This window comes from Actinoplanes sp. NPDC019969 (genome assembly GCF_055562375.1).
The window spans coordinates 46,544-69,722 of the sequence record NZ_JBVHFK010000006.1 but is presented as its reverse complement, the minus strand read 5'-3'; the positions used below and the strand labels follow the sequence as shown (position 1 = coordinate 69,722).

The window sequence follows — 23,179 nt, the reverse complement described above, 5'->3', positions numbered from 1 at the left end:
AAGAACAGATGTACGCCGTGGAGACTCCGCCGGCTCCCGTACAGGAGAGCCCGCGCCCGCCGGCCACCCGGAGGCGACGGCGCGGAACCGGCAAGGGCCTGCCCTGGCTGCTGGCCGGCCCGGCGCTGGCGCTGCTGGCCGCGCTGCTGGCCTACCCGATGGGCCGGATGATCGTGCTCTCCTTCCAGGAGTACGGGCTCAAGCAGCTCTGGACCGGCGCCACGGCGCCGTTCGCCGGCCTGGACAACTACCTGGATGTGCTGACCGACTCGGCGTTCTGGGCGGTCGTGCGGCGTACGATCCTCTTCACCGCCGTCTCGGTGCTGCTCACCGTGCTGATCGGCCTGGGCGTCGCGCTGCTGATGCGCCGGGTCAGCAAGACGGTCCGGCTCATGATGATCGTCGCGATGATGTTCGTCTGGGCGCTGCCGGCGCTGGTGCAGGCGCAGGTGTTCAAGATGATGACGGACTCCGATGTCGGCGTCCTCAACTACCTGATCGACAAGCTGCCGGGCGTCGACTTCCAGAACCACTCCTGGTTCTTCACCCCCACCCAGGGCTGGATCGTGATCACCTCCTGCGTGGTCTGGGCGGGTGTCCCGTTCCTGGCGATCACCCTGAACGCCGGCCTCACCCAGGTGCCGAAGGAGTTGCTGGAGGCGGCGACCGTGGACGGCGCCAACGCCTGGCAGTCGTTCAAGGCGATCATCGTGCCGATCCTCAAGCCGCTGCTGGTGATCGTGACGACCCTGTCGGTGATCTGGAACTTCGGGCTGTTCACCCAGAACTGGGTGATGCGCGACGGTAAACCGGAGCCGGAGTTCCAGACGCTCGCCACGTACTCGTACGTCCAGGCGTTCGCGCAGAACAAGTACGGCCTCGGCTCGGCGATCTCGGTGATCACCGTGCTTCTGCTGCTGGGCGCGATGGCGGTCTACATCCGCCAGATGTTCAAGATCGGAGAGGTGGACTGATGGCCGCCGACCAGGGCACTCTCAGCGTCGGGCGCAGCCCGATCGGCACCTTCTTCGCCAACTTCGGCGGCGTGGTCTTCTCCATCGTGATGTTCTTCCCGGTCTACTGGGTGCTCGTCACGTCGTTCAAGCCGCAGACCGAGTGGTCCAGCTTCACCCCGACCTTCATCCCGGAAGCCCCCACTCTGGACAACTTCACCTCCGCGTTCAACGCGCCGAACTTCAAGGCGTCGCTGGTCAACGGGATCGTCGTGACCGCCGTGGCGGTGCTGTTCTCGCTGATCATCGGCTTCCTGGCGGCGCTCGCGGTGGCCCGGTTCCGGTTCTACGGCAGGCGGGCGATCATCCTGGTGGTCCTGGCGGTGCAGTTGGTACCGTTCGTCGCCCTGCTGATCCCGATCTTCCTGATGCTGCAGAGCGCGGAACTGACCGGTGACAGCATCATCGGCGTGACGCTGGTCTACGTGGTGCTGCTGCTGCCGTACACGGTGTGGACGCTGCGCGGCTTCATCGCCGGCATCCCCCGGGAGCTCGACGAGGCCGCGATGATCGACGGCTGCACCCGGGCCCAGGTGTTCTGGCGGGTCATTCTGCCGCTCACCGGGCCGGGCCTGGTCGCCACCTCGGTCTACGGCTTCATCCAGGCCTGGAACGAGTTCATCATCATCAACACGCTCAACGATCCCGAGCACCAGAACCTGATGGCCTGGCTGATGCAGAACCAGACGAGCCGGGGCACCTACTGGGGTCCGCTGATGGCGGGCGCGATCATCACCTCCATCCCTGTCGTGATCTTCTTCCTCGCCGTCCAGCGCAACATCGCCTCCGGTCTCACCGCCGGCGCGGTCAAGGGCTGACGTTCACAACCCGAAAGGACATCGATGTCTGAGATAACGAAATCCGAGCTCGACCGCCGTACCGTGCTGCGTCGTGCCGCCGCGGTCGGCCTGGCGGCGACCCCGGCGGCCGGCCTGCTCGGCGCCTGCGTCGGCGGTGGCGCCGAGGAGCCCACCACCCAGGCGACCGGCACCAAGTCGGCGGACAACCCGCTCGGCATCGACCCGAAGCTGCCGGTCGAGATCGTCATCTTCGACGGCGGTCTGGGCACCAAGTACGCCACCGACGTCGACACCCCGATGTACAAGAAGAAGTGGCCGGAGTCCGAGGTCAAGTACTCGGCGACGCAGGAGATCGCGACCACGGTCCAGCCGCGGCTCAACGCCGGCGACGCCCCCGACATGATCAACAACTCGGGCGCGAAGATGATGGACTTCGGCGCGATCGTCGCCGCGGGCCAGGCCCAGGACCTCACCGAGCTGTACGCCGCCCCGTCCTTCGACGTCGCCGGCAAGACCGTGGCCGAGACCCTGGTCCCCGGCACGCTGGAGTGGGGCAGCTACAACGGCAAGCCGTACGCGGTGAACTACTCGTACACCGTCTTCGGCATGTGGTACAACGCCGAGCTGTTCAAGAAGAACAACTGGGCGATCCCGGCCACCTGGGCCGACTTCACCGCCCTGTGCGACAAGATCAAGGCCGCGGGCATCGTCCCGTTCGGCTACGCCGGCGCGAACGCGGCGTACTACATGGTCCGGGCCCTGCTCACCAGCGCCGGCAAGATCGGCACCGAGCAGGTCCTGAAGGACATCGACAACCTGAAGGCCGGCGCGTGGACCGCCCCGGCCGTCCTGGAGGCCGCGAAGGCCTGGGGCGAGATCGGCAACAAGTACCTGGACAAGTCGTTCCTCGGCCTCAAGCACACCGAGGTCCAGCTGCGCCAGAACCAGGACAAGGTCGCCTTCTACCCGTGCGGCTCCTGGCTGGAGAACGAGCAGTCCAAGGACACCCCGCCGGGCTTCAAGTACGCGGTGGCGCCGTACCCGAGCGTCACCTCGTCCGACCAGCTTCCGGCGGCCGCCCTGAACGCCGCGGCCGGCGAGATCTACTTCGCCTCGTCCAAGGGCAAGAACCCCCGTGGCGGCATGGAGTACCTGCGGGTCATGCTGTCGAAGGCGGCCGCGACCGAGTTCACCAAGCTCACCAAGTCGCTGACCGTGGTGACCGGCGCCGCCGACGGCGTCGAGCTGTCCCCCGGCCTGACCAGCGCCAACGAGGCGCTCGGCAAGGCCGGCAAGGACGTCTTCATGGGTTACCTGTTCGACACCTGGTACAAGAAGCTCAACGACGAGTCGCTGAGCGCGGTCAACGACCTGATGTTCAAGGGCGGCGACGCGCAGAAGTTCTGCGACCGGATGGAGGCGGCCTCCCAGGCGGTGGCCAAGGACTCCGCGGTCCAGAAGCAGACCCGTAGCTAGTAGAGGACGAAGGTAGAGCGCCATGCGGCACGGTAAGTATCCCTTCATCATCGGCTTCCTCGCCGTGCCCGTGGCGCTCTACGCCATCTTCGTGGTGGCGGCGTACATCCAGACCTTCCAGCTGGCGTTCACCAGCTGGTCCGGTTTCGGCCCGATCAAGTACGTCGGGTTCGACAACTTCGCCAAGCTCGTCGACGACCCGCTGTTCACCAAGTCCCTGCTGCACAACGGCTACCTGCTGATCCTGCTGCCGATCGTGACGATCGCGCTGGCCCTGGTCTTCGCGTTCCTGCTGAACGTCGGCGGCGGCTCCAAGGGCGGCATGACCCGCGGTGTGTGGGGCTCCAAGTTCTACCGGGTGATCTTCTTCTTCCCGCAGCTGATGGCCCTCGCCATCGTCGCGGTGATCTTCGGCCGGGTGTTCGCCTCGGACAAGAGCGGCATGCTCAACGGTCTCTTCCCGGACTCGTGGTCGCCGTGGCTGTTCCTGGCCGACGAGCGCTGGGCGCTGACCTGCATCCTCGCCGTCCTGGTCTGGCAGGCCGTCGGCTTCTACGTGGTGCTGTTCTCGGCCGGGATGGGCTCGATCGAACACGAGGTGTACGAGGCCGCCGCGCTGGACGGCGCCACCCGCGTCACCCTCTTCTTCCGGATCACCGTGCCGCTGCTCTGGAACACCATCCAGACCGGCTGGATCTACCTCGGGATCGCCGCGTTCGACGCGTTCGCCCTGGTCAACATCATGACCGTGGACCGCGGCGGGCCGGACGGCGCGACCTCGGTGCTGGCCATGATGATCTACCGCAACACCTTCGAGTACTCCCAGGTCGGCTATGCCTCCGCCCTCGGCGTGGTGCTGTTCTTCCTGACCCTGACCTTCGCCGCGCTGACCCTGCGCGTCACCCGCCGCGAAGCCGTCTGAGAGGCCCGCACATGACGACTCTGACCGCGGCCCCCTCCTCGACGGCCGCCGCGAAGAAATCGGACACCCACCGCGAGGTCCGCGCCTTCAACGGCCTCGCCCACGTCGCCCTGATCTTCTGGGCGCTGGTCACCGCCGGCCCGCTGATCTGGGTGGTGCTGGCCTCGTTCAAGAGCAACACCGAGATCTTCCTGGGCGAGCCGTTCGCGCTGCCGGCCACCTTCTCGCTGGAGACCTACATCTCCGCGTGGAACCAGGCGCACATCGGCCAGTACTTCCTGAACAGCGTGTTCGTGGTGCTCGTGGCCACCGCGGGGACCATGCTGTTCGGGGCGATGGCCGCGTACGTGCTGGCCCGGTACACGTTCTTCGGCAACCGGGTCATCTACTACCTGTTCGTGTCCGGGCTGGCGTTCCCGACGTTCATGGCGCTGGCGCCGCTGTTCCACATCCTCAAGAACATGGGGCTGCTGAACTCGTACGTCGGCCTGATCCTGGTCTACATCGCCTACTCGCTGCCGTTCACGGTGTTCTTCCTGGCCGCCTTCTTCAAGACGCTGCCGCACGAGATCGACGAGGCCGCGACCATGGACGGCGCCTCGCACACCCGCAAGTTCTTCCAGATCATGATGCCGATGGCGAAGTCCGGCCTGGTCAGCATCACGATCTTCAACATCGTCGGGCAGTGGAACCAGTACCTCCTGCCGCTGGTGATCATGCAGGGGCAGGGCGCGGAGGAGAAGTGGGTGCTCACCCAGGGCATCGCCAACATCTCCACCCAGGCGGGTTATCACGCGGAGTGGTCGACGCTGTTCGCCGCCCTGACCCTGAGCATCATCCCGATGATCATCGTCTATGCGATCTTCCAGCGTCAGATCCAGGCGGGCCTCACGGCGGGGGCAGTGAAGTAGGACGGCATCGGCGAGCGTAGCGAGTTGATGCCGGACCCGCTGTTGCTCTTGATCGTGGCCCATAAGTAAGTGTCATACCCCCGGGTGACAATGACCTGGTGCTGATCGCTGTGGTGCCGGATCCGGACGGTCGTGGTGGCCGTCTGGCCCGGCACGCCGGCGATCAGTGGCACGTCGCCGACCTGGCCGCCGAGATCACCGAGCGGGAGGCGGCCGAGCAGCCCCGCTGGCTCTGGGCCGCCACCGCCGACGTCTATCCGGCACTGCTGCGCGCCGGGGTCCGGGTCGCCCGCTGTCACGATCTGGAGCTGACCGAGGCGCTGCTGCTGGGTCACGCCGGTCACTGGGGCGCGCCGCGCGGGCTCGCCGCCGCCCTCGCCCGGCTTCGCGGGCTTCCGGTTCCCGCGGACCGGCTCCGGCCGGAGGCCGAGCCGCCGGGCTTCGCGCAGGCGGCCCTCTTCGACGCGGTCCCCGCTCAGCAGGCCGAGATCAAAGACCTCCTTGCGGTGTACGAGGACCAGACCCGCCGCCTCCACGAGACCGGCCGTCCCGGCCGTTTCCGGATGCTCGTCGCCGCCGAGTCGGCCGGCGCCCTGATCGCCGCCGAGATGGGCCACACCGGCCTGCCCTGGCGCGCCGACATCCACGACGAGCTGCTGCGCGAGCTGCTCGGAGCGCCGCAGCCGGTCGGCCCGCCCCGCCGCCTGGCCGAGCTGACCGCCGCGATCAACGCCGCGTTCGGCACCCGTGACCTGCACCCCGACTCGCCCGCCGAGGTGGTCCGCGCGTTCCACCGGGCGGGCGTCGACGTGCCGAACACCCGCCGCTGGGTGCTGCGCGGGGTGGATCATCCGGCCGTCGCCCCGTTGCTGGAGTTCAAGGAGCTCTACCGGATCTGGACGGCGCACGGCTGGTCGTGGTGCGACGCGTGGGTGCGTGACGGCCGGTTCCGCCCGGAGTACGTGCCCGGTGGCGTGGTCTCCGGCCGCTGGGCGACCCGGGGCGGCGGCGCCCTGCAGGTGCCCAAGGTGGTCCGCCGCGCCGTGATCGCCGATCCGGGCTGGCGGTTCGTGGTCGCCGACGCCGGCCAGCTGGAGCCGCGGGTGCTGGCCGCGGTCTCCGGTGACGCCAGGCTGGCCCGGGCCGCCGCCGCGGGTGACCTCTACGCCGCCCTGGCCGCCGACGCGTTCGACGGCGACCGGGCCAAGGCCAAGCTGGCCCTGCTCGGCGCGATGTACGGGCAGACCGGCGGCGACGCGGTCCCGGCCCTGGCGGTGCTGCGCCGGCACTACCCGACCGCTTTTGAATACGTGGAGGCAGCCGCCCGGACCGGCGAGGCCGGTGGCCTGGTCCGGTCCTGGCTGGGCCGCACCTGCCCACCCGCGTCCGGCGCGGGACAGGCCGACGGTCTGGAGCCGCCGGAGGAGGTGGCGCCGCCACCCGGCCGGGCGCGGGGACGGTTCACCCGTAACTTCGTCATCCAGGCGACCGCCGCCGAATGGGCTCTTGTGTTGCTCGCCACACTCCGGACCGCGCTGCGCGGCACCGCCGCCGAACTGGTGCTGTTCGTGCACGACGAGGTGGTGGTGCACTGCCCCGCCGACCAGGCCGAGGACGTGGCCGCGGCGGTCCGGGAGAGCGGGCTGGCCGCGGGCCGCCTGCTGTTCGGCGCGACCACGGTCCGTTTCCCTCTGGACGTCTCAGTGGTTGGTGCCTACGCGGACGCGAAGTGAAAGAGTCGGTATCGTGGGTTCTCCGGCCGAGAGGCGCTGCAGCGGGCCCTCCCGTCACGCTCGGCCGGTGAACCACCCGAAACAAGGGCGCCTCCGACTCATCTCGGAGGTGTTGCGTTGACTGGAACGGTTTCTGAACTGCGCGGACTGCTCGCCGAGCGGATCCTGGTGCTCGACGGAGCCTGGGGCACCATGCTGCAGGGCGCGAAACTCGCCCCGGAGGACTACCGCAGCGACCTGATCCCGGCGGACCACCCGAAAGACGTCACCGGCGACCCGGACCTGCTGATCCTGACCCGCCCCGACGTGATCCTCGACGTCCACCGGCAATACCTGGCGGCCGGCGCCGACATCACCACCACCAACACGTTCACGGCGACCAGCATCGCCCAGGCCGACTACGGCCTGGAGCACCTGGTGCGGGAGATGAACGTGCAGGGCGCCCGGCTCGCCCGGCAGGCGGTGAACGAGGCCGTCGAACGGGACGGCCGCCCGCGGTTCGTGGCCGGGTCGGTGGGCCCGCTCAACGTGACGCTCTCGATCTCGCCGAAGGTCGACGACCCGGCCTACCGCGCGGTCACGTTCGACCAGGTCAAGGCGGCCTATGTGGAGCAGCTCTCGGCGCTGGCCGAGGGCGGCGTCGACCTCTTCCTGATCGAGACGATCTTCGACACGCTGAACGCGAAGGCAGCGATCGCGGCGGCCCGCGAGGTGGCGCCGGAGATCCCGCTGTGGATCTCACTGTTCCTCGACATCTCCGGCCGTACCCTCTCCGGACAGACCGTGGAGGCGTTCTGGCGCACCATCGAGCGGGCGCAGCCGCTGGTCGTCGGGGTGAACTGCTCGCTCGGCGCCGCTGAGATGCGGCCGCACGTCGCCGACCTGGCCCGGGTCGCTGACGTCTTCGTCGCCTCGCACCCGAACGCCGGCCTGCCGAACGCGTTCGGCGGCTACGACCAGCAGCCCGCCGAGACCGGTGAGCTGCTCGCCGGATTCGCCACGGACGGCCTGGTCAACATCGTCGGCGGCTGCTGCGGCACCACCCCGGCGCACATCGCGGCGATCGCCTCCTCGGTGGCCGGCGCCACCCCGCGGGTCATCGACCCGCTCGCGCCGACCACCCGGTTCAGCGGTCTGGAGCCGTTCGCGATCGGCCCGGACACCGGGTTCGTGATGATCGGCGAGCGGACCAACGTCACCGGCTCGGCCAAGTTCCGCCGGCTCATCGAGGCCGACGACTACCAGGCCGCCGTCGACGTGGCCCTGGAGCAGGTGCGCGGCGGCGCCAACCTGCTCGACGTGAACATGGACGCCGACCTGCTCGACAGCGAGCGGGCCATGGTCACCTTCCTGAACCTGATCGCGACCGAGCCCGAGGTGGCCCGGATCCCGATCATGGTCGACAGCTCGAAGTTCTCGGTGCTCGAGGCCGGCCTCAAGTGCGTGCAGGGCAAGGGCGTCGTCAACTCGATCAGCCTCAAGGAGGGTGAGGGTCCCTTCCTCGACCAGGCCCGCCGGATCCGCGACTTCGGCGCCGGCGTGGTGGTGATGGCCTTCGACGAGCAGGGCCAGGCCGACACCACCGAGCGCAAGGTCGAGATCTGCGCCCGCGCCTACGACCTGCTGGTCGGGGACGGGTTCGACCCGACCGACATCATCTTCGACCCGAACGTGCTCGCGGTCGCGACCGGCATCGCCGAGCACAACGGGTACGCGAAGAACTTCATCGAGGCGCTCCCGCTGATCAAGGAGAGGTGCCCCGGAGCCCGTACGTCCGGCGGCATCTCGAACCTGTCCTTCGCCTTCCGCGGCAACGACATCGTGCGGGAGGCGATGCACTCGGCGTTCCTGTTCCACGCCGTCAAGGCGGGGCTGGACATGGGCATCGTCAACGCCGGCCAGCTCGCCGTCTACCAGGACATCCCCGCCGACCTGCTGGAACTCGTCGAGGACGTGATCTTCGACCGCCGCCCGGACGCCACCGACCGGCTGGTCACGTTCGCCTCGACGGTCACCGGCTCCGCCGCCAAGCGCGAGGTCGACCTGTCCTGGCGCGAGGCTCCCGTCGAGGAACGGCTCAGCCACGCCCTCGTGCACGGCATCGTCGACTTCATCGAGGCCGACACCGAGGAGGCCCGGCTCAAGCTGCCCCGGCCGCTCGATGTCATCGAAGGCCCCCTGATGAACGGCATGGGCATCGTCGGTGACCTGTTCGGCTCCGGCAAGATGTTCCTGCCGCAGGTGGTCAAGAGCGCCCGCGTGATGAAACGGTCCGTCGCCTACCTGCTGCCGTTCATGGAGGACGAGAAGGAGGAAGGCGCCCGCGGCCAGGGCAAGGTCGTCCTCGCCACGGTCAAGGGCGACGTCCACGACATCGGCAAGAACATCGTCGGCGTGGTCCTCGGCTGCAACAACTACGACGTGATCGACCTCGGCGTGATGGTCCCGGCCGCCAAGATCCTGGACACCGCGGTGGCCGAGGGCGCCGACGTGATCGGCCTGTCCGGCCTGATCACGCCGTCGCTGGACGAGATGGTCGCGGTCGGCGCCGAGATGCAGCGGCGCGGCCTCAAGATGCCGCTGCTGATCGGCGGGGCGACCACGTCCAAGCAGCACACGGCGGTGCGGATCGCTCCGGCGTACGAGGCGCCGACCGTACACGTGCTCGATGCCTCCCGGGTCGTCGGCGTCGTCTCCGACCTGCTCGACCCGGCCCGCGCGCAGAAACTCGACGAGGCCAACCGCACCGAGCAGGAACGCCTGCGGGTCCAGCACGAGCAGCGCCACTCCCAGCCGCTGCTCACCCTCGCCCAGGCCCGCGCCAACCAGGAGAAGATCGACTTCGAGGACCTGCCCACCCCGAAGTTCACCGGGGTACGCGAGGTCGCGCCCACCATCGCCGAACTGCGCACCCTGATCGACTGGCAGTTCCTGTTCCTGGCCTGGGAACTCAAGGGCAAGTACCCGGCGATCCTGCAACAGCCGGTCGCCAAGGAACTGTTCGACGACGCCAACACGCTGCTCGACCAGATCATCGCCGAGGGCTCGTTCCAGGCCCGCGGCCTCTACGGGTTCTGGCCCGCGCACGCCGACGGCGACGACATCAAACTGGCGAACGGGGCGTCGTTCCCGATGCTGCGCCAGCAGACCGAGAAGCCGGCCGGCCGTGCCAACCGCTGCCTCGCCGACTACATCGCCCCCGCCGGGGACCACCTGGGCGGGTTCGCGGTCGCCATCCACGGCGCCGAGAAACTGGCGGCTCGTTACGAGGCCGAACACGACGACTACCGGGCCATCATGGTCAAGGCCCTGGCCGACCGGCTGGCCGAGGCGTTCGCCGAATACCTGCACCTCAAGGCCCGCCGCGACTGGTTCGAGCCGGACGCCCAGCCGGTCATCGAGGACCTGCACGCCGAACGGTTCCGGGGCATCCGGCCGGCCCTCGGCTACCCCGCCTGCCCGGACCACAGCGAGAAGAAGGACCTCTTCGAGCTGCTCGGCACCTCCGCGATCGGGGTGGGCCTGACCGAGTCGTTCGCGATGACCCCCGCCGCCGCCGTCAGCGGCCTGATCTTCGCCCACCCCGACGCGAAGTATTTCACCGTCGGCCGCCTCGGCAAGGACCAGATCGAGGACTACGCGGCCCGCCGTGGCGTTCCGGTGGGCGAGGTCGAGCGCTGGCTGCGCCCCAACCTCGCCTACTCCATCGACTGACGACCTTCGCGCTCCACCGTCACCGTCCGCCGTCTGCTCCACCGCCACCACCCACCGCCCACCGGCGCGTTCCATCAGCGCCTGCCGCCCACCGACTCCGCCCGTCTACCGCCACCACCTCCGTCGGCCTCGCGCTGACGAGGTGGTGGCGGTGTGTGAGAGTAGGCCGGTGATGGAGCCGGGTGAGGCGTTGCGGCGCCTCCATGAGCACGCCGAACACCTTGCCGTCGATCGGGACACCGTCGCTCTCGTCGTCGGCACGGTGACCGCTGCCGCCGCCGACGTCCTGCCGGGTGTGCTGCGGCAGCGGCTGGCCGAGTTCGTCAGCCGGGGCGACGCGGACGGCCGCGACCTGACCGCCCTCCTGCTCGCCGACGTGGCCGGAACGGTCGTTCTGCCCGATCTGGTCGCGGCGGCCGAGATCGATCTGGGTGACCAGTACCTGCTGAACGAGACCATCGACGACCTGATCGGAGCCGATCCCGGCACGGCCCGGCGGCTGCTCACCGACATGATCAGCAACGAGGCGTCCGGGGAGCGCGCCGCCGCACTGCGCCTGATCCGGCCGGTTGCCGAGCCGGACGACGTCTCGCTGCTCGGCGGGGTCGCCTCCGACCCGGATCCGGGGATCCGGGTGCTGGCGCTCGAGGCCCTCGCGGACCTTCCGGACGCCTTCACCCTGCTGGTCAGCGGTTTGCAGGACCAGGATCCGGCGGTACGGGCCGCCACGATCACCCTGCTCACCCACCAGGGCGACCGCGCGGCCGTCGCACCGCTCAGCCCTTTGGTCACCGATCCCGAGCCGGGGATCCGGCGGCGGCTGGCGTACGCCCTGGGCCGCCTCGGCCGTGGCGAGAATGACGACGACGGCCCGGCGCAGGCGACGTTGCGGATGATGCTGCGCGACGACGACCCGGCGGTCCGTGACCGGGCCCAGGCAGCGCTCGGTGAGATCGGCGGCGAGCAGGCAGCCCGTGTCCTGCTGACGGAGGCCGCCTCGGAGGACCCGCGGCGGCGCGCCCAGGCCGCGAAAGCCCTGGCCAAGCTGGTCGACCAGAACCCGCGGGCGGAGGCGCGGATCCGGTCGCTGGCCGAGGACCCGGACCCGGGTGTGCGGGCTGCCGTCCTGAGCGGGCTGGCTACCGCCGGTGACATCACCGGGCGGTGGGAGTCGCTGGTCGCCGCCCGGGCCGTCGATGCCGACGTGACGGTCCGGCATCGGGTGGCGGGGACGGCGGTACATCTCGTCCCGTACCCCGACAAGGTCCTGACCCTGCTCCTCGCCGACCCGAGCGGCTTCGTCCGTGAGGCCGCGGCCCTCGCGTTGAGCCGGCGACAGCACTGAGCCCACCTTTTCCGGATTTATCTCCGTGAACCGCAATATAAGAGAGAACCCGATCGGCGGAGAAGCGGAGATGGATCCCGGAGGCTTTGTGATCGGCTGGAGACGCTGTCCAGCCGGCTCTCGGAGGCAGCGAAAGCAGCAGGCTGACGCGAATGCTCATCCCCGCAGCCGCCGGGCCGCCCACCGCGCAGCCGCCCGTTCCGCAGCAACCTGCCGATGGGCGGCGGTGCGGCGGGATCGACGGATGGAGATCGTGGGCCGCTGTTCACGATCTCCGGGCGCATGAGGATTGGAACGGGTTCCATCGGGCAAGCCCGAAGTATGCGAGCACTGACCTGGCAGGGCACCGGAAAGGTGTCCGTGGAGAACGTTCCCGACCCGAAGATCGAAGAGCCGACGGACGCCATCATCCGGGTCACGTCGACCGCGATCTGCGGTTCCGACCTGCATCTGTACGACGTCCTGGGGATGTACCTCGACAAGGGCGACGTCCTCGGCCACGAGCCGATGGGCATCGTCGAGGAGGTCGGCCCCGAGGTGACCCACATCCGGCCGGGCGACCGGGTGGTGATCCCGTTCAACATCTCCTGCGGGCACTGCTGGATGTGCTCCCGCGGCTTCTTCGCCCAGTGCGAGACCACGCAGGTCCGTGACCAGGGCAAGGGCGCCGCCCTGTTCGGGTACACCAAGCTGTACGGCCAGGTCCCCGGCGGCCAGGCCGAGTACCTCCGGGTGCCGCAGGCCCACTTCGGCCCGATCAAGGTGCCGGACGGCCACCCCGACGAGCGTTACCTGTTCCTGTCCGACGTGCTGACCACCTCCTGGCAGGCCGCGAAGTACGCCGATGTCGAACCCGGTGACACCATCCTGGTCACCGGCCTGGGGCCGATCGGGCAGATGTCCGCCCGGATCGCCCGGCACCTCGGCGCCGAGCGGGTCATCGCGGTGGACAGTGTCCCGGAGCGTCTCGCCATGGCCGAGCGCAACGGCATCGAGACCATCGACATGAACAAGGTCGACGACATCGGTGACGCGGTCCGGCAGCTCACCGGCGGCCGTGGCGCCGACGGCGTGATCGAGGCCGTCGGCATGGAGGCGCACGGTTCGCCGTTCCAGTCGGCGGCGATGAAGGCCGCGGGCGCCCTGCCCGATCCGATCGCCCGCAAGGCCACCGAGGCCCTCGGCGTGGACCGGATGGCCGCTCTGCGCACCGCGTTCGACGCGGTCCGCCGGGCCGGCACCATCTCGATCATCGGCGTGTACGGCGGCAACGCCGACCCGTTCCCGATGATGGACCTGTTCGACAAGGGTGTGACCATGCGGATGGGCCAGGCGCACGTCAAGCGCTGGGTCGACGACCTGATGCCGCTGCTCACCGGCGTCGACGACCCGCTGGGCGTGGACGACCTGGTCACCCACCGGCTGCCGCTGTCGGAGGCGCCGCAGGCCTACGACACCTTCAAGAAGAAGGAGGACGGCTGTATCAAGGTCGTCCTGAAGCCGTAGACCCGGTCGCTACTTACTGGCCCAGATGTCGAGGTTGAACCGCTCCAGCACGCCCGGGACGAACAACCCGGCGATGGACAGCAGCGAGATCACGGTGAACGCGGTCCGCAGGATGACGACCTCGACCTTGCCGCCGACCTTGACGGCCATGCTGTTCGGGATCCCGACCATCATCCACATGCGGCGCTTGATCGGGATCGGCCAGAGGATCGGCACCCCGTTCTTGGTGATCATGTCGCCGAGGATGTGCACGAAACAACCGACGCCGACCGCCAGGCCCAGCAACGGATAACCTCTGTCGCTGGGCAGGTTGGCGGCGGTGAACCAGGCGATCACGCCCGACGCCAGGGTGACGATCACCCAGCCGGCCCGCTCCGCCCACTCGTCGAAGAGTCCGCGCAGCGCCAGGCCGCTCATGAAGAAGACGATCCCGATCACCGCCCAATAGCCGTAGCTGTCGGCCAGGGCGGTCGTGCCCCAGCCGATCAGGGCGCAGAACGGCAGGGTGTGCGTGAAGGTGCGGTGCCCGTTGTTGCGCCGCGGGTCCCGGCTCAGCTTCGTCGCGGTGTAGACGCCGAGCGAGAACTTCTCCACGACCTCGGCCACGAACAGCGACGCCACCCCGAAGGTGCGGGCCACCGTCGCCCCACCCTGGTTGCGGGTCACCTTGCCGGAGAGATCCAGGTCGGGCACGAGTGCGCCACCCGCGCAGATCGCCGTGCCGACCGCGACCTCCAACGGTGACTGGCTCACGTTGGCGAACTGATCGAGCGCCCAACTGCCGGCCAGCCAGGCGGCCGCGCCGGAAAGCGCGTGCGACGGACCCATCATCTGCGTTGTCCCTCCCCGAACAAAACTCGGCCACTGTGGCAGAGGGAACGAGGAAGATCAACGACTGTCCGAGCGTGTCGCGCGTGGGGTCGGCCACCCGACAGCGGGCCATCAGTGCCGGACCCAGTGCCCGAACGAGTACTCCGGGTGCCAGCGGCCGTAACGGGCATGCTTGAACAGGCCGATCACCAGGAAGATCAGGGGGATCATCGGCCAGAAGAAGTCCGCGCCGGACAGCATCCACAGGCCGGTGAGGACACCGGCGGCGATCAGGATGAAGCTGGCGTGCCGGCGCAGTGACCGGCGTGTCGCGGCGCGGGCGCCCGGGGAGCGGGCCAGCGCCTGCCGGCCCCCGTCCGGGAGATCCGCGGTCAGCGGCCGGAGCTCGTCACGGAACCGGGCGGCGTACGCGGCGGCGAGGCGCTCCTCGCCCTCGGTCAGGTCGAGGCGGCCCTCGGCCATCGCGGCGCGCAGGATCTCGGCGATCTGCTCACGCTCGACGTCCGAGCTGCGTACCCGTGTCGTGGTCGATCCGTGGGGCTGCATGGTCGGTCTCCTTCTGGAAGGGCTCGTCGTCCTGCCCTCCAGAGTCCGCGTTCCGGAGGCCGGCGGCGTCGGACCAGGGATGCATCTGTGCGGCGCAGATCGGACCGTGGTCCGAGCCCGCGCGTACGACCCTGGGCGTAGAGCCGCCCCTGTCGTAAGACCCTGGTCGTAGCAGCGCCCGGGACCGTGGTCCGATGTCCGCGGCCGATGGTTGACGTAGGTTCGGCGCATGAGACCTCCGCCTGTTCCGGACGTGCGGCATCAGGGCCGCGCGCCATGGCGGCGCCTTCTCCAGGAGGCCCGCGCGCCGTGGCGGCCGCAGGCGCTCGAGCCGGGCGGATGCGACCAGCCGGAGCCGGCCCTGCCGCCGGTCCGCAGGCGCGACCGGCCCCCGTGGCAGAGCCGGCGACGGCACGCCGACTGGCCGCCCGGCGCGGCGATGGCGGCGTCGATCTTCCACCTCGCCGGGACCGGTGGCCTCGCTGAGGAAGGCCACGTCCACCTCGCGCCCGGACCGCTCTATTTCGCGTTGCTGCTGGCCGGTCCCCTCGCGCTGGTGTGGCGGCGGCGATTCCCGATCGGGGTCCTTGCGGTCTCCGCGGCCGCTTCCATCGCGTTCGCGACCTTCGCCGAGCCCTACTGGATGTACGCGGTGGCCCCCGCGATCGCCCTGTTCAACATCGCCAAGCTCGGCCGCGCGACCGCCGCCGCGATCGCCGCGGCCCTCGCCTGGGCCGGATACCTGCTGGTCACCGTGGTCCTGGCCGACCCGCTCGGCCTGCCCGGCGACGTGCCACCCGACGTGCGGGAAGCGGCGATCGCCGCCGCCGGGCTCGCCGGGTCGGTCCTCCTCGGATCGGCGTCGCGGGTCCGCGCGGCGCAGATGGCCGCCCTGGCGCACGCCCACGAGCAGCGGGAACGCGCCCGCGAGGAACAGCAGCGCCGCCAGACCTCGGAGGAGAGGCTGCGGATCGCGCGGGAGTTGCACGATGTGCTCGGACACCACCTGTCGCTGATCAATGTCCAGGCGGGCGTGGGGCTGCACCTCATGGACGATCGGCCGGAGCAGGCCCGCGAGGCGCTCAGCGCGATCAAGACAGCGAGCGCGGAGGCGTTGCGCGAGGTGCGGTCGGTGCTGGGCTTCCTGCGTACGAAGGGGGAGGAGGCGCCGCGGCAACCGGCGCCGGGCCTGAGCCGGCTCGCCGACCTGACCGCCGGCGCGGGTTTCCCCCTGCGCACCTGGATCAGCGGCACGCCCCGGGTGCTGCCGGCCGAGGTGGACCGGGCCGCCTACCGCATCGTGCAGGAGGCGCTCACCAACATCCGCCGGCACGCCGGTCCGGATCCCCGGGCGCTGATCGAGATCGACTACGACACTGCCCAGCTCCGTCTGACGATCACCAACACCACCCACGCGCCCGCCCGCACCGATCACCCGGGCGGCGGCCTGACCGGGATGCGGGCCCGCGCCGAGAGCCTGGGAGGCTGGGTCCATGCCCGAGCCGACGAGACGGACGGCTTCCAGATCCACGCCGCCCTGGCCGCCGAACCGCTGCCCGGCGCCGTCCCCGACCCCGCGGAGCCACTGCCTGTGATGAACGGACCCCTGCCTTCTCCCTTCGCGAACATCCAGCGCCCCGCGGAGCGCGTCACCCATGACCCGGCGGGCGTGCGATTCCCCACCCCATCGTCACCACCGGAGTGGTGGGGCCGGCTCCACGGAATCGCCGGTGAAGCGGGTCTGCCGGCGAAGGTGTGGGAACACGGCGAACGACGCGAGATCCCGGCCGACGCCGGCGAGACAGTGCTCCGGATCGTCCGGGAGGCGCTCGCCAACGCCCGGCGGCATGCCGGTCCGGACGCCACCGCCGTGGTCGACGCCTCCTACTGGGACGACTCCGTGCACGTGGCGGTCGTCAACTCCGGGAACGTTCCGGCGCACTGGCCACCCGCCGCCTCCACGAGCGGCGGCATCGCGGGCATGCGGGCGTCGGCCGAGGCCCTCGGCGGGCATCTTCTCGCCGGCCCGGGTCCCTACGGCGGTTTCGCGGTCTCCGTGGTGCTGCCGACGGGGCCGCAGCCGGGCCGCGTCCCGCCGTACGGTCCGCCCTCGTTCGCCACGCCCCCTGCCGAGTGGCCGGTCTCGCCGATCAGGCCGTTCAACGACTCGCCGTTCATCGCGCAGCCGGGCGTGTGGCCGGACAACGCGCGGACCGACTCACCGTTCGGGCCGCCCTCGGCATGGCCGCGCTTCTGCTACCCCCACTTCCTCAACCTCGTCCCACCACTCCAGTCCGACCCGCCACCGCCACCGCCGGTGCATCCCGCCCTGCTCGGAAGCGGTGTCCAGGCTCCACCCCCGCCCACCGGCGTTCCCTCCGCGCCTCCACCGGGCGGCGCGGCGACTCCGCAGCCCGGCGGTCTGCCGCACCCGCAGCAGGCCGGACCTTCCCGGCCGTCCGTGGCGCCGCCGCGACGGGACGACGGCGATCGGGGCGAGGGGTGGCCCGGCGACGGAGGGCCGAAACCGTGGGACGGCCCGGGGCTGGAGCAGAGCCGGTGATCTCCGTGGTGCTCGCCGACGATCAGGCCCTGGTGCGGGCCGGGTTCCGGGCGCTGCTCGACGCCGAGCCGGGCATCGCGGTGGTGGGCGAGGCGGCGGACGGTCTCCGGGCGGTCGAGGTGGTGGCGGCGCAGCGGCCGGACGTCGTGCTGATGGACATCCGGATGCCCGGCGTCGACGGCCTCGAAGCCACCCGGCGCATCGCCGCCGACCCGGCGCTGGCCGGCACCCGAGTGGTGATCCTGACGACGTTCGAGCTGGACGAGTACGTGTTCGAGGCCCTGCGCGCCGGCGCCTCCGGTTTCCTCGTCAAGGACACCGAGCCGGTGGACCTGCTCCGGGGGATACGCGCGGTGGCAGCCGGCGACGCCCTGCTGTCACCGAGCGTGACCCGGAGGGTGATCGGCTCGTTCGTGTGCCCACCCGCCGGGGACCGGACGCCCGAGCCACCCCGGGAACTCGGCCAGCTCACCGACCGGGAGCGTGAGGTGCTGGTCCTGGTCGCCGAGGGTCTCTCCAACGACGAGATCGCCGCCCGCCTGGTGATCAGCCCGGCCACCGCCAAGACCCACGTGAGCCGCACGATGATCAAGCTGGCTGCCCGGGACCGGGCCCAGCTCGTCGTCTACGCCTACGAGGCCGGGCTGATCCGCCCCGGCTGGCTGGCCTGATCAGCGGAAGCGGACACGGTCCGTCTCGTACGCCCACATGGCGATCTCCACCCGGTTCCGGGCTCCGAGTTTCGCCATCAGGCTGGCGATGTGCGTCTTCACCGTGCTGAGACTGATGTGGAACTCGGCGCCGATCTCGGTGTTGGTGCGGCCCCGGGCGACCGCCCCCAGCACCTCTTCCTCCCGGTCGGTCAGCGGGTCGACCGGCTGGCGTGCCGGAGCCGCGGGTCCCGCCCCGGCGAACGCCTTCAGCAGCCGGGTGGTGACGTTCGGGGCGATCAGCGCGTCACCGGCCGCGGCGGCGTGCACCGCCTGGACGAGCAGCGCCGATCCGGCATCCTTGAGCAGGAAACCGCGGGCGCCGGCCCGCAGCGCGGCGTAGACATACTCGTCCAGGTCGAACGTGGTGATCACCACCACCGCGAGGGGATCGGCGACGGCCGGGCCGGCGAGCCTGCGGGTGGCTTCGATGCCGTCGACACCGGGCATCCGGATGTCGAAGAGGCACACGTCCGGGCGTAGCCGCCGGGCCAGCTCGACCGCCCGCAGACCGTCCCCGGCCTGCCCGACGACCTCGATGTCCGGTTCGGCGTTGAGGATCATCGTCAGCCCGGTCCGGACGATCTCCTGATCGTCGGCGACGACCACCCGGACGCTCATGCGGCACCGGTGGGCAGGGTGGCGGTCACGGTCCAGCCCCGTCCCGCGCTCGGGCCGGCCTCGCAGGCGCCGCCGAGCAGGATCGCCCGTTCCCGCATGCCGACCAGCCCGTAGCCGCCTGATCCGGGGGAGCCGCCCTCGCCGTCGTCGGTGACCCGCAGCCGGACCGTGCCGTCGGAGGCGGTGACCCGGACGAGGATGCGGGTGGCGTTCCGGGCGTGCCGGCGCGCGTTGGTCACCGACTCCTGGGCAAGCCGGTAGACGGCGGTGGCAACAGCCGCCGGAACACCGTCGATGTCGCCGGTCAGCTCGACCTCCACCGGCGGGCTCTCCGGCGTGGAGCCGGTGGCGAGAGCCTCTGCCGACGGTTTCTCCGGCGTGGGGCCGGTGGCGAGAGCATCTGCCGACGGTTTCTCCGGCGTGGGGCCGGTGGCGGAGGCGTCCGCCGGCGGTGGCGGGCCGGCGAGCCCGGCGACATCCGCCAGGGACGGGCTCGGCGCCAGCTCGGCCGGCCCCGTACCCCGCAAGGTCTTGACCATCGCCCGCATCTCGCCGAGCGCACGGGCCGCCTCGCCCTCGATGACGCGCAGCGCGTCGACCGCGCCGTCCGGATCGGTCCGGGACACGGCGATGCCCGCCTGCGCCCGGATCGCCATCGCCGACACGTGATGCGCCACGGTGTCGTGCAGGTCCCGGGCCAGCCGCTCCCGTTCGAGAAGTTTCGCCTGGTCCAGCTCCCGCGCCCGGAGCCGGGACCGGTAGCGGGCCGCCGCCGCGACGGCCGCCACCGCGAACATCACCACGAAGCCGGCGATGATGTCGGTGGGACCGATCGACCAGCTCAGCCCGAACGCCCCGGCGAGCCCCGACAGACCGATCTTGGCGAGGACCAGCGCCGCGCCGGCCAGAATCTCCCGGCCGGAACCCCACCGGACCAGCGCGTACGCCAGCAGCAGCAGGAAAGCGCCGGAGACCAGCTCCGGCTGGCGGCCGGTGAACAACGGCGCCACGAAGGCCGTCCCGAAGACGACCGTCACCACGAGCAGCGGGCGTTGCCGGCGCCACAGCAGGGCCGGAACCACGGCCAGGGTCACGACGAGGGTGACGGCGCGGTCCGGAATGCCGGGTCTGAGCAGTCCTTCGGTGAGCACCGCCAGCAGGGCCACGCCGGCCAGCGCCCAGTCCCGCGGGCCCCGCTCCGGGGGATCCGGTGGGCGGGGCTCGGCGATCAGCGACCGGAGGGGTTCAAGCACGACCCGATCGTACGCAGCGCCGCCGCTCCCCGGATTGGCCTGAAGTACGGGAGCCGTCCCGCACTTTCGGCCGGTACGGTCCGGGCTCGCGCTCCGATGAGACCCGACCCTGCCGACGGCCACGATCGACGTCATGAAGTCCTCATCGAACTGGCTGATCCCGGCAGGCCTCCTGGTGCTCACTCTGGTCCCGTCGGTCGCCGGTGGGCTCCGGCTCTCCGAGATGGCCGGTGGCGCCGTGACGCTGCCCGACGGCGACCGTGTCACGCAGGCGCCGGTCGCCCTGGTGGCGCACATCGTCACCGTCACCGTCTTCGGGATCCTCGGCGCCTTCCAGTTCGCGCCGGGCGTACGCCGCCGTCACCGCCGCTGGCACCGCGTCGCCGGGCGGATCGTCTTCGGCGCCGGGCTGGTCGCCGCGGTCAGCGGCCTGTGGCTGACCGTCATGCTGCCGCCGGCCGCGGTCGACAGCGTGGTGCTCCTGGGCGTCCGGGTCGTGGTGGTCGCGTGGATGCTGCTCTCGCTGATCCTCGGGTTCGCCGCCGTGCTGCGCCGTGACTTCACCGGCCACCGGGCGTGGATGATCCGTGGCTACGCGATCGGCATGGGCGCCGGCACACAGTTCTTCACGCAGGCCGCGTGGCTTCTGGCGGTCGGCCCGGTCACGGTGGCGGGCCGCACCGGCACGATGACCGCCGCCTGGGCGATCAACGTGCTGGTCGCAGAGTGGATCATCCGCCGGTCGGCGCGCACGCCGTCGCCGCGTCTGGTACGGACGCGGTGAACGGGGACTACCAGCCGGGGATCATCTCGTCGCCGGGCTGGGCGAACCAGGCGGCGCCCTCCTCGGCGAGCGAGGTGCGGATGCGGTGGCGGGCGTACGGGGTGAGCTCCGGCAGTTCGTCCAGCGCGAACCAGCCGACCGCCAGCGACTCGCTGTCGTTGACGTGGGCCTCGCCGCCGGCCGCCCGGCACCGGAACCAGGTGTTGAGCATCTGGCACTCGTCGCCGTTCGGGTAGGTGACGTCGTGCAGAGCCACACCGGCCAGCCGCTCGATCTCCACCTTGATCGAAGTCTCCTCCTCGACCTCACGGACCAGGGCGTCGGCCGGTTGCTCGCCGGGGTCCATGATCCCGGCGATCAGCGTCCACTGGGCGGTGTCGCTGCGCTGGTGCAGCAGGATCTCGCCCCGATCGTTGAAGATCACCGCGGTCACCGACGGAAACATGATCAATCCGGAGCCGACCTTGGCCCGCAGGCCCCGCACATATTCGGAAGCTGGCACGCCGCCGACCCTAAGCGACGTGCTCCCACCCCCGCGCCGCCGACGTTGCCTTTTCCCTCCCACGCCGCGGACCGGTCACGACCCGGCTGGTCCTCACGGCTGTCTCCGGTGGCTTGGGACAGCCGTGAGAACCAGCCGCACAAGATCCACCGGACAGGCACCGCGGTGGTTGCGGCGGGCGAGCCGTCGTTGAGGCAGGTTTTGGGTGGCCGTTAGGGAGTCTGGGGTACGGCTGGCGGTGGTTGCGGTCGGTGGGCCGTCGTTGAGGCCTGTCTCCGGCGGGCGTTAGACGGCTTGGGGTACGGCTGGCGGTGGTCGCGGTGGGTCGGCCGTCGTTGGGGCCTGTTTTGGGAGGGTGTCAAGGCGGCTGGGGGTGAGCGGGCGTCGCCGGGGGCCGGGAGGCGCCGGCGGGGCTGGGGAGATGGCTGGGTCAGGCGGCCTGGGGGGATGTGGTGGCCGGGTCGGCGAGGATGGAGCGGTTGCGGCCGGCCGCCTTGGCGGCGTAGAGGGCCTGGTCGGCGGACCGCAACAGGGACTCCGGGCCGGGGGTGCCGTCGGCGGCGGCGCCGATGGAGACGGTCACGGACAGGAGGTCGCCGCCGATGTCGACGGGGAGGCCGGCGATCTCGGAGCGGAGCCGTTCGGCGAGTGCGTGCAGTTCGGTGCGGCTGGTCTGCGGGGCGAGCAGGATGAACTCCTCGCCGCCGTAGCGGGCGACGACGGCGCCGGCCCGGGTGGCGGTGGCGAGGCGGCGGGCCACCTCGACCAGGACACGGTCGCCGGCGGGGTGGCCGTAGGTGTCGTTGACCTGTTTGAAATGGTCGACGTCGATCATGAGGAGGCCGACGTCCTGGCCGGTGCGGGCGGCGCGGCGGCATTCCAGGTCGAGGGCCTCGGTGAAGTGCCGCCGGGTGTGCAGACCGGTCAGCGAGTCGGTGACGGCGGCCCGCCGCTGGGCCGCGACGAGACCGGCCATCCGGGCCATCACCAGCAGGAACATGATGGCGCAGGTGCCGCTGATCAGCGGGATGTTGAGCGGCCAGCCGAGCAGCCAGACGAGGACCTGGACGCCGGGCGCCATCAGGACGGCGACGGTGAGGACCCCGAGGCGTACCGGTGACGAGTCCGGCACGGCGGTGCTGCTGCGCTGGTCGAAATGCCGGATGCCGGGGTGCAGCGCGGCGAGGCCGAGCAGCGCGAGCGAGGTCATCCAGGCGGCGTCGAGGTACGTCTCGGACACCCCGCCGCCGTCCATGATGCCCTGCACCAGGTAGACGGTGTCCACGCCGAGCATCGTGACGAGGCTGCCGAGAAGCAGGTACAGGACCGGGCCGCGGGTGCCGGTGCCCATCGCGAGGCGGACCGCGAGGATCAGGAGCATCAGATCCAGGACGGGGTACGCCGTCTGCGTGAGCTTGGCGCCCAACGGCAGTTCGGAGTCGCCGGTCAGCGGCTGCAGCACGAAGACCCACGTGATCAGGCCGGCGCTGACCGCCACGACGAGCGCGTCGATCATGCTGGGCAGGTCCCACCCGGGGCTGCGGCGGCGGATGAACAGCAGTACCGCGGCGGCGATGAGCAGGTAGTAGGTGAAGTAGAGCAGGTCCGCCGGGGTGGGTTCGAGGTACTCGCCGGAGAGGTATTCGTCGACCACCGAGGCGGTGTCCGCGGCGGCGTAGAACACCTGGGCCGCCACCAGCAGGATCCAGCCGGCCAGGTGCGGGGGCCGGTGCCGGAGCGCGCCGAGCAGGATCACGGCCGGGGTGGCGAAGGCGACGATCATGTACGGCGCCACCGTGACCAGATATGTGTTGCCGGCGGCGTCGAGGGCCACCCGCAGCACGATGCAGATCGCCAGCACGCTCAGCCAGGCGATTCCGGTCCACCGATCTTGTCGCACCCCCCGAGCATCCCGGTGCCGGGTTGCCGTACGGGTGCGAATCCGGGGC

The 23,179-nt window shown here is 70.6% G+C and carries 18 protein-coding genes; 12 read left to right on the top strand and 6 right to left on the bottom strand.

The window, feature by feature from the left end; genetic code table 11:
* The first annotated feature begins 8 nt into the window (after positions 1-8).
* The 9 genes from ACZ3II_RS19010 to ACZ3II_RS18970 all read left to right on the top strand — a co-directional run bounded on the left by ACZ3II_RS19010 (position 9) and on the right by ACZ3II_RS18970 (position 13,420).
* Complete coding sequence (locus tag ACZ3II_RS19010; protein ID WP_465518986.1) at positions 9-974, top strand: carbohydrate ABC transporter permease; 966 nt, start codon at positions 9-11, stop codon at positions 972-974.
* Complete coding sequence (locus ACZ3II_RS19005; protein WP_465518985.1) at positions 974-1,831, top strand: carbohydrate ABC transporter permease; 858 nt, start codon at positions 974-976, stop codon at positions 1,829-1,831. The genes ACZ3II_RS19010 and ACZ3II_RS19005 overlap by 1 nt, the downstream gene beginning before the upstream one ends.
* Before the next feature lie 24 nt (positions 1,832-1,855).
* The gene (gene ngcE / locus ACZ3II_RS19000) at positions 1,856-3,289 is read left to right on the top strand and encodes an N-acetylglucosamine/diacetylchitobiose ABC transporter substrate-binding protein (protein WP_465518984.1); all 1,434 of its coding nucleotides are present in this window, start codon (positions 1,856-1,858) and stop codon (positions 3,287-3,289) included.
* A gap of 22 nt (positions 3,290-3,311) precedes the next feature.
* Positions 3,312-4,211 (top strand): carbohydrate ABC transporter permease, encoded by a 900-nt coding sequence (locus ACZ3II_RS18995; protein WP_465518983.1) that lies wholly within the window; start codon positions 3,312-3,314, stop codon positions 4,209-4,211.
* 11 nt (positions 4,212-4,222) lie between these two features.
* Complete coding sequence (locus ACZ3II_RS18990) at positions 4,223-5,122, top strand: carbohydrate ABC transporter permease (protein WP_465518982.1); 900 nt, start codon at positions 4,223-4,225, stop codon at positions 5,120-5,122.
* A gap of 98 nt (positions 5,123-5,220) precedes the next feature.
* Positions 5,221-6,855 carry a bifunctional 3'-5' exonuclease/DNA polymerase gene (locus tag ACZ3II_RS18985; protein WP_465518981.1) on the top strand — a complete coding sequence of 545 codons (1,635 nt, stop codon included), beginning with the start codon at positions 5,221-5,223 and terminating at the stop codon, positions 6,853-6,855.
* A gap of 117 nt (positions 6,856-6,972) precedes the next feature.
* On the top strand, positions 6,973-10,569 hold the full coding sequence (gene metH, locus ACZ3II_RS18980) for a methionine synthase (RefSeq protein ID WP_465518980.1): 3,597 nt from the start codon (positions 6,973-6,975) through the stop codon (positions 10,567-10,569).
* A gap of 151 nt (positions 10,570-10,720) precedes the next feature.
* Positions 10,721-11,914, top strand: coding sequence for a HEAT repeat domain-containing protein (locus ACZ3II_RS18975; RefSeq protein WP_465518979.1), 1,194 nt, complete (start codon positions 10,721-10,723; stop codon positions 11,912-11,914).
* A gap of 321 nt (positions 11,915-12,235) precedes the next feature.
* Entirely contained in the window at positions 12,236-13,420 is a 1,185-nt protein-coding gene (locus tag ACZ3II_RS18970) for a zinc-dependent alcohol dehydrogenase (RefSeq protein WP_465518978.1), read from the top strand.
* A 9-nt stretch (positions 13,421-13,429) separates the two neighbouring features.
* Here ACZ3II_RS18970 and ACZ3II_RS18965 read toward each other — a convergent pair whose 3' ends face one another.
* A complete protein-coding gene (locus tag ACZ3II_RS18965) occupies positions 13,430-14,251 on the bottom strand; it encodes a metal-dependent hydrolase (RefSeq protein ID WP_465518977.1) in 822 nt (273 codons plus the stop codon).
* Positions 14,252-14,362: 111 nt separating this feature from the next.
* Positions 14,363-14,797, bottom strand: coding sequence for a DUF1707 SHOCT-like domain-containing protein (locus tag ACZ3II_RS18960; protein ID WP_465518976.1), 435 nt, complete (start codon positions 14,795-14,797; stop codon positions 14,363-14,365).
* A 229-nt stretch (positions 14,798-15,026) separates the two neighbouring features.
* On the opposite strand from ACZ3II_RS18960, the gene ACZ3II_RS18955 reads away from it, so the two are divergent.
* Positions 15,027-17,360: an ATP-binding protein gene (locus tag ACZ3II_RS18955; protein ID WP_465518975.1), complete on the top strand. Its 2,334-nt coding sequence runs from the start codon at positions 15,027-15,029 to the stop codon at positions 17,358-17,360.
* Positions 17,357-18,031 (top strand): response regulator, encoded by a 675-nt coding sequence (locus ACZ3II_RS18950; protein ID WP_465518974.1) that lies wholly within the window; start codon positions 17,357-17,359, stop codon positions 18,029-18,031. The genes ACZ3II_RS18955 and ACZ3II_RS18950 overlap by 4 nt, the downstream gene beginning before the upstream one ends.
* On the opposite strand, the gene ACZ3II_RS18945 is transcribed toward ACZ3II_RS18950, so the two are convergent.
* The gene (locus ACZ3II_RS18945; protein WP_465518973.1) at positions 18,032-18,691 is read right to left on the bottom strand and encodes a response regulator transcription factor; all 660 of its coding nucleotides are present in this window, start codon (positions 18,689-18,691) and stop codon (positions 18,032-18,034) included.
* Positions 18,688-19,944 (bottom strand): sensor histidine kinase, encoded by a 1,257-nt coding sequence (locus ACZ3II_RS18940; RefSeq protein WP_465518972.1) that lies wholly within the window; start codon positions 19,942-19,944, stop codon positions 18,688-18,690. Before ACZ3II_RS18940 ends, ACZ3II_RS18945 begins: the two co-directional genes overlap by 4 nt.
* Before the next feature lie 133 nt (positions 19,945-20,077).
* Between ACZ3II_RS18940 and ACZ3II_RS18935 the strand changes: the two genes are divergently transcribed.
* Entirely contained in the window at positions 20,078-20,728 is a 651-nt protein-coding gene (locus ACZ3II_RS18935) for a DUF2306 domain-containing protein (protein WP_465518971.1), read from the top strand.
* A 7-nt stretch (positions 20,729-20,735) separates the two neighbouring features.
* On the opposite strand, the gene ACZ3II_RS18930 is transcribed toward ACZ3II_RS18935, so the two are convergent.
* Together ACZ3II_RS18930 and ACZ3II_RS18925 are read right to left on the bottom strand one after the other, a co-directional pair.
* Positions 20,736-21,230: an NUDIX hydrolase gene (locus ACZ3II_RS18930; RefSeq protein WP_465518970.1), complete on the bottom strand. Its 495-nt coding sequence runs from the start codon at positions 21,228-21,230 to the stop codon at positions 20,736-20,738.
* A 430-nt stretch (positions 21,231-21,660) separates the two neighbouring features.
* Positions 21,661-23,130, bottom strand: a complete 1,470-nt coding sequence (locus ACZ3II_RS18925; RefSeq protein WP_465518969.1) for a GGDEF domain-containing protein — start codon at positions 23,128-23,130, stop codon at positions 21,661-21,663.
* Positions 23,131-23,179: the final 49 nt, after the last annotated feature.

Excerpts from the sequence above, each read along its gene's own strand:
- ACZ3II_RS19010 (WP_465518986.1), top strand. The coding sequence starts at position 9 with ATGTACGCCGTGGAGACTCCGCCGGCTCCCGTACAGGAGAGCCCGCGC.
- ACZ3II_RS19005 (WP_465518985.1), top strand. The coding sequence starts at position 974 with ATGGCCGCCGACCAGGGCACTCTCAGCGTCGGGCGCAGCCCGATCGGC.
- ngcE (WP_465518984.1), top strand. The coding sequence starts at position 1,856 with ATGTCTGAGATAACGAAATCCGAGCTCGACCGCCGTACCGTGCTGCGT.
- ACZ3II_RS18995 (WP_465518983.1), top strand. The coding sequence starts at position 3,312 with ATGCGGCACGGTAAGTATCCCTTCATCATCGGCTTCCTCGCCGTGCCC.
- ACZ3II_RS18990 (WP_465518982.1), top strand. The coding sequence starts at position 4,223 with ATGACGACTCTGACCGCGGCCCCCTCCTCGACGGCCGCCGCGAAGAAA.
- ACZ3II_RS18970 (WP_465518978.1), top strand. The coding sequence starts at position 12,236 with ATGCGAGCACTGACCTGGCAGGGCACCGGAAAGGTGTCCGTGGAGAAC.
- ACZ3II_RS18965 (WP_465518977.1), bottom strand. The coding sequence starts at position 14,251 with ATGATGGGTCCGTCGCACGCGCTTTCCGGCGCGGCCGCCTGGCTGGCC.
- ACZ3II_RS18960 (WP_465518976.1), bottom strand. The coding sequence starts at position 14,797 with ATGCAGCCCCACGGATCGACCACGACACGGGTACGCAGCTCGGACGTC.
- ACZ3II_RS18955 (WP_465518975.1), top strand. The coding sequence starts at position 15,027 with ATGAGACCTCCGCCTGTTCCGGACGTGCGGCATCAGGGCCGCGCGCCA.
- ACZ3II_RS18945 (WP_465518973.1), bottom strand. The coding sequence starts at position 18,691 with ATGAGCGTCCGGGTGGTCGTCGCCGACGATCAGGAGATCGTCCGGACC.
- ACZ3II_RS18935 (WP_465518971.1), top strand. The coding sequence starts at position 20,078 with ATGAAGTCCTCATCGAACTGGCTGATCCCGGCAGGCCTCCTGGTGCTC.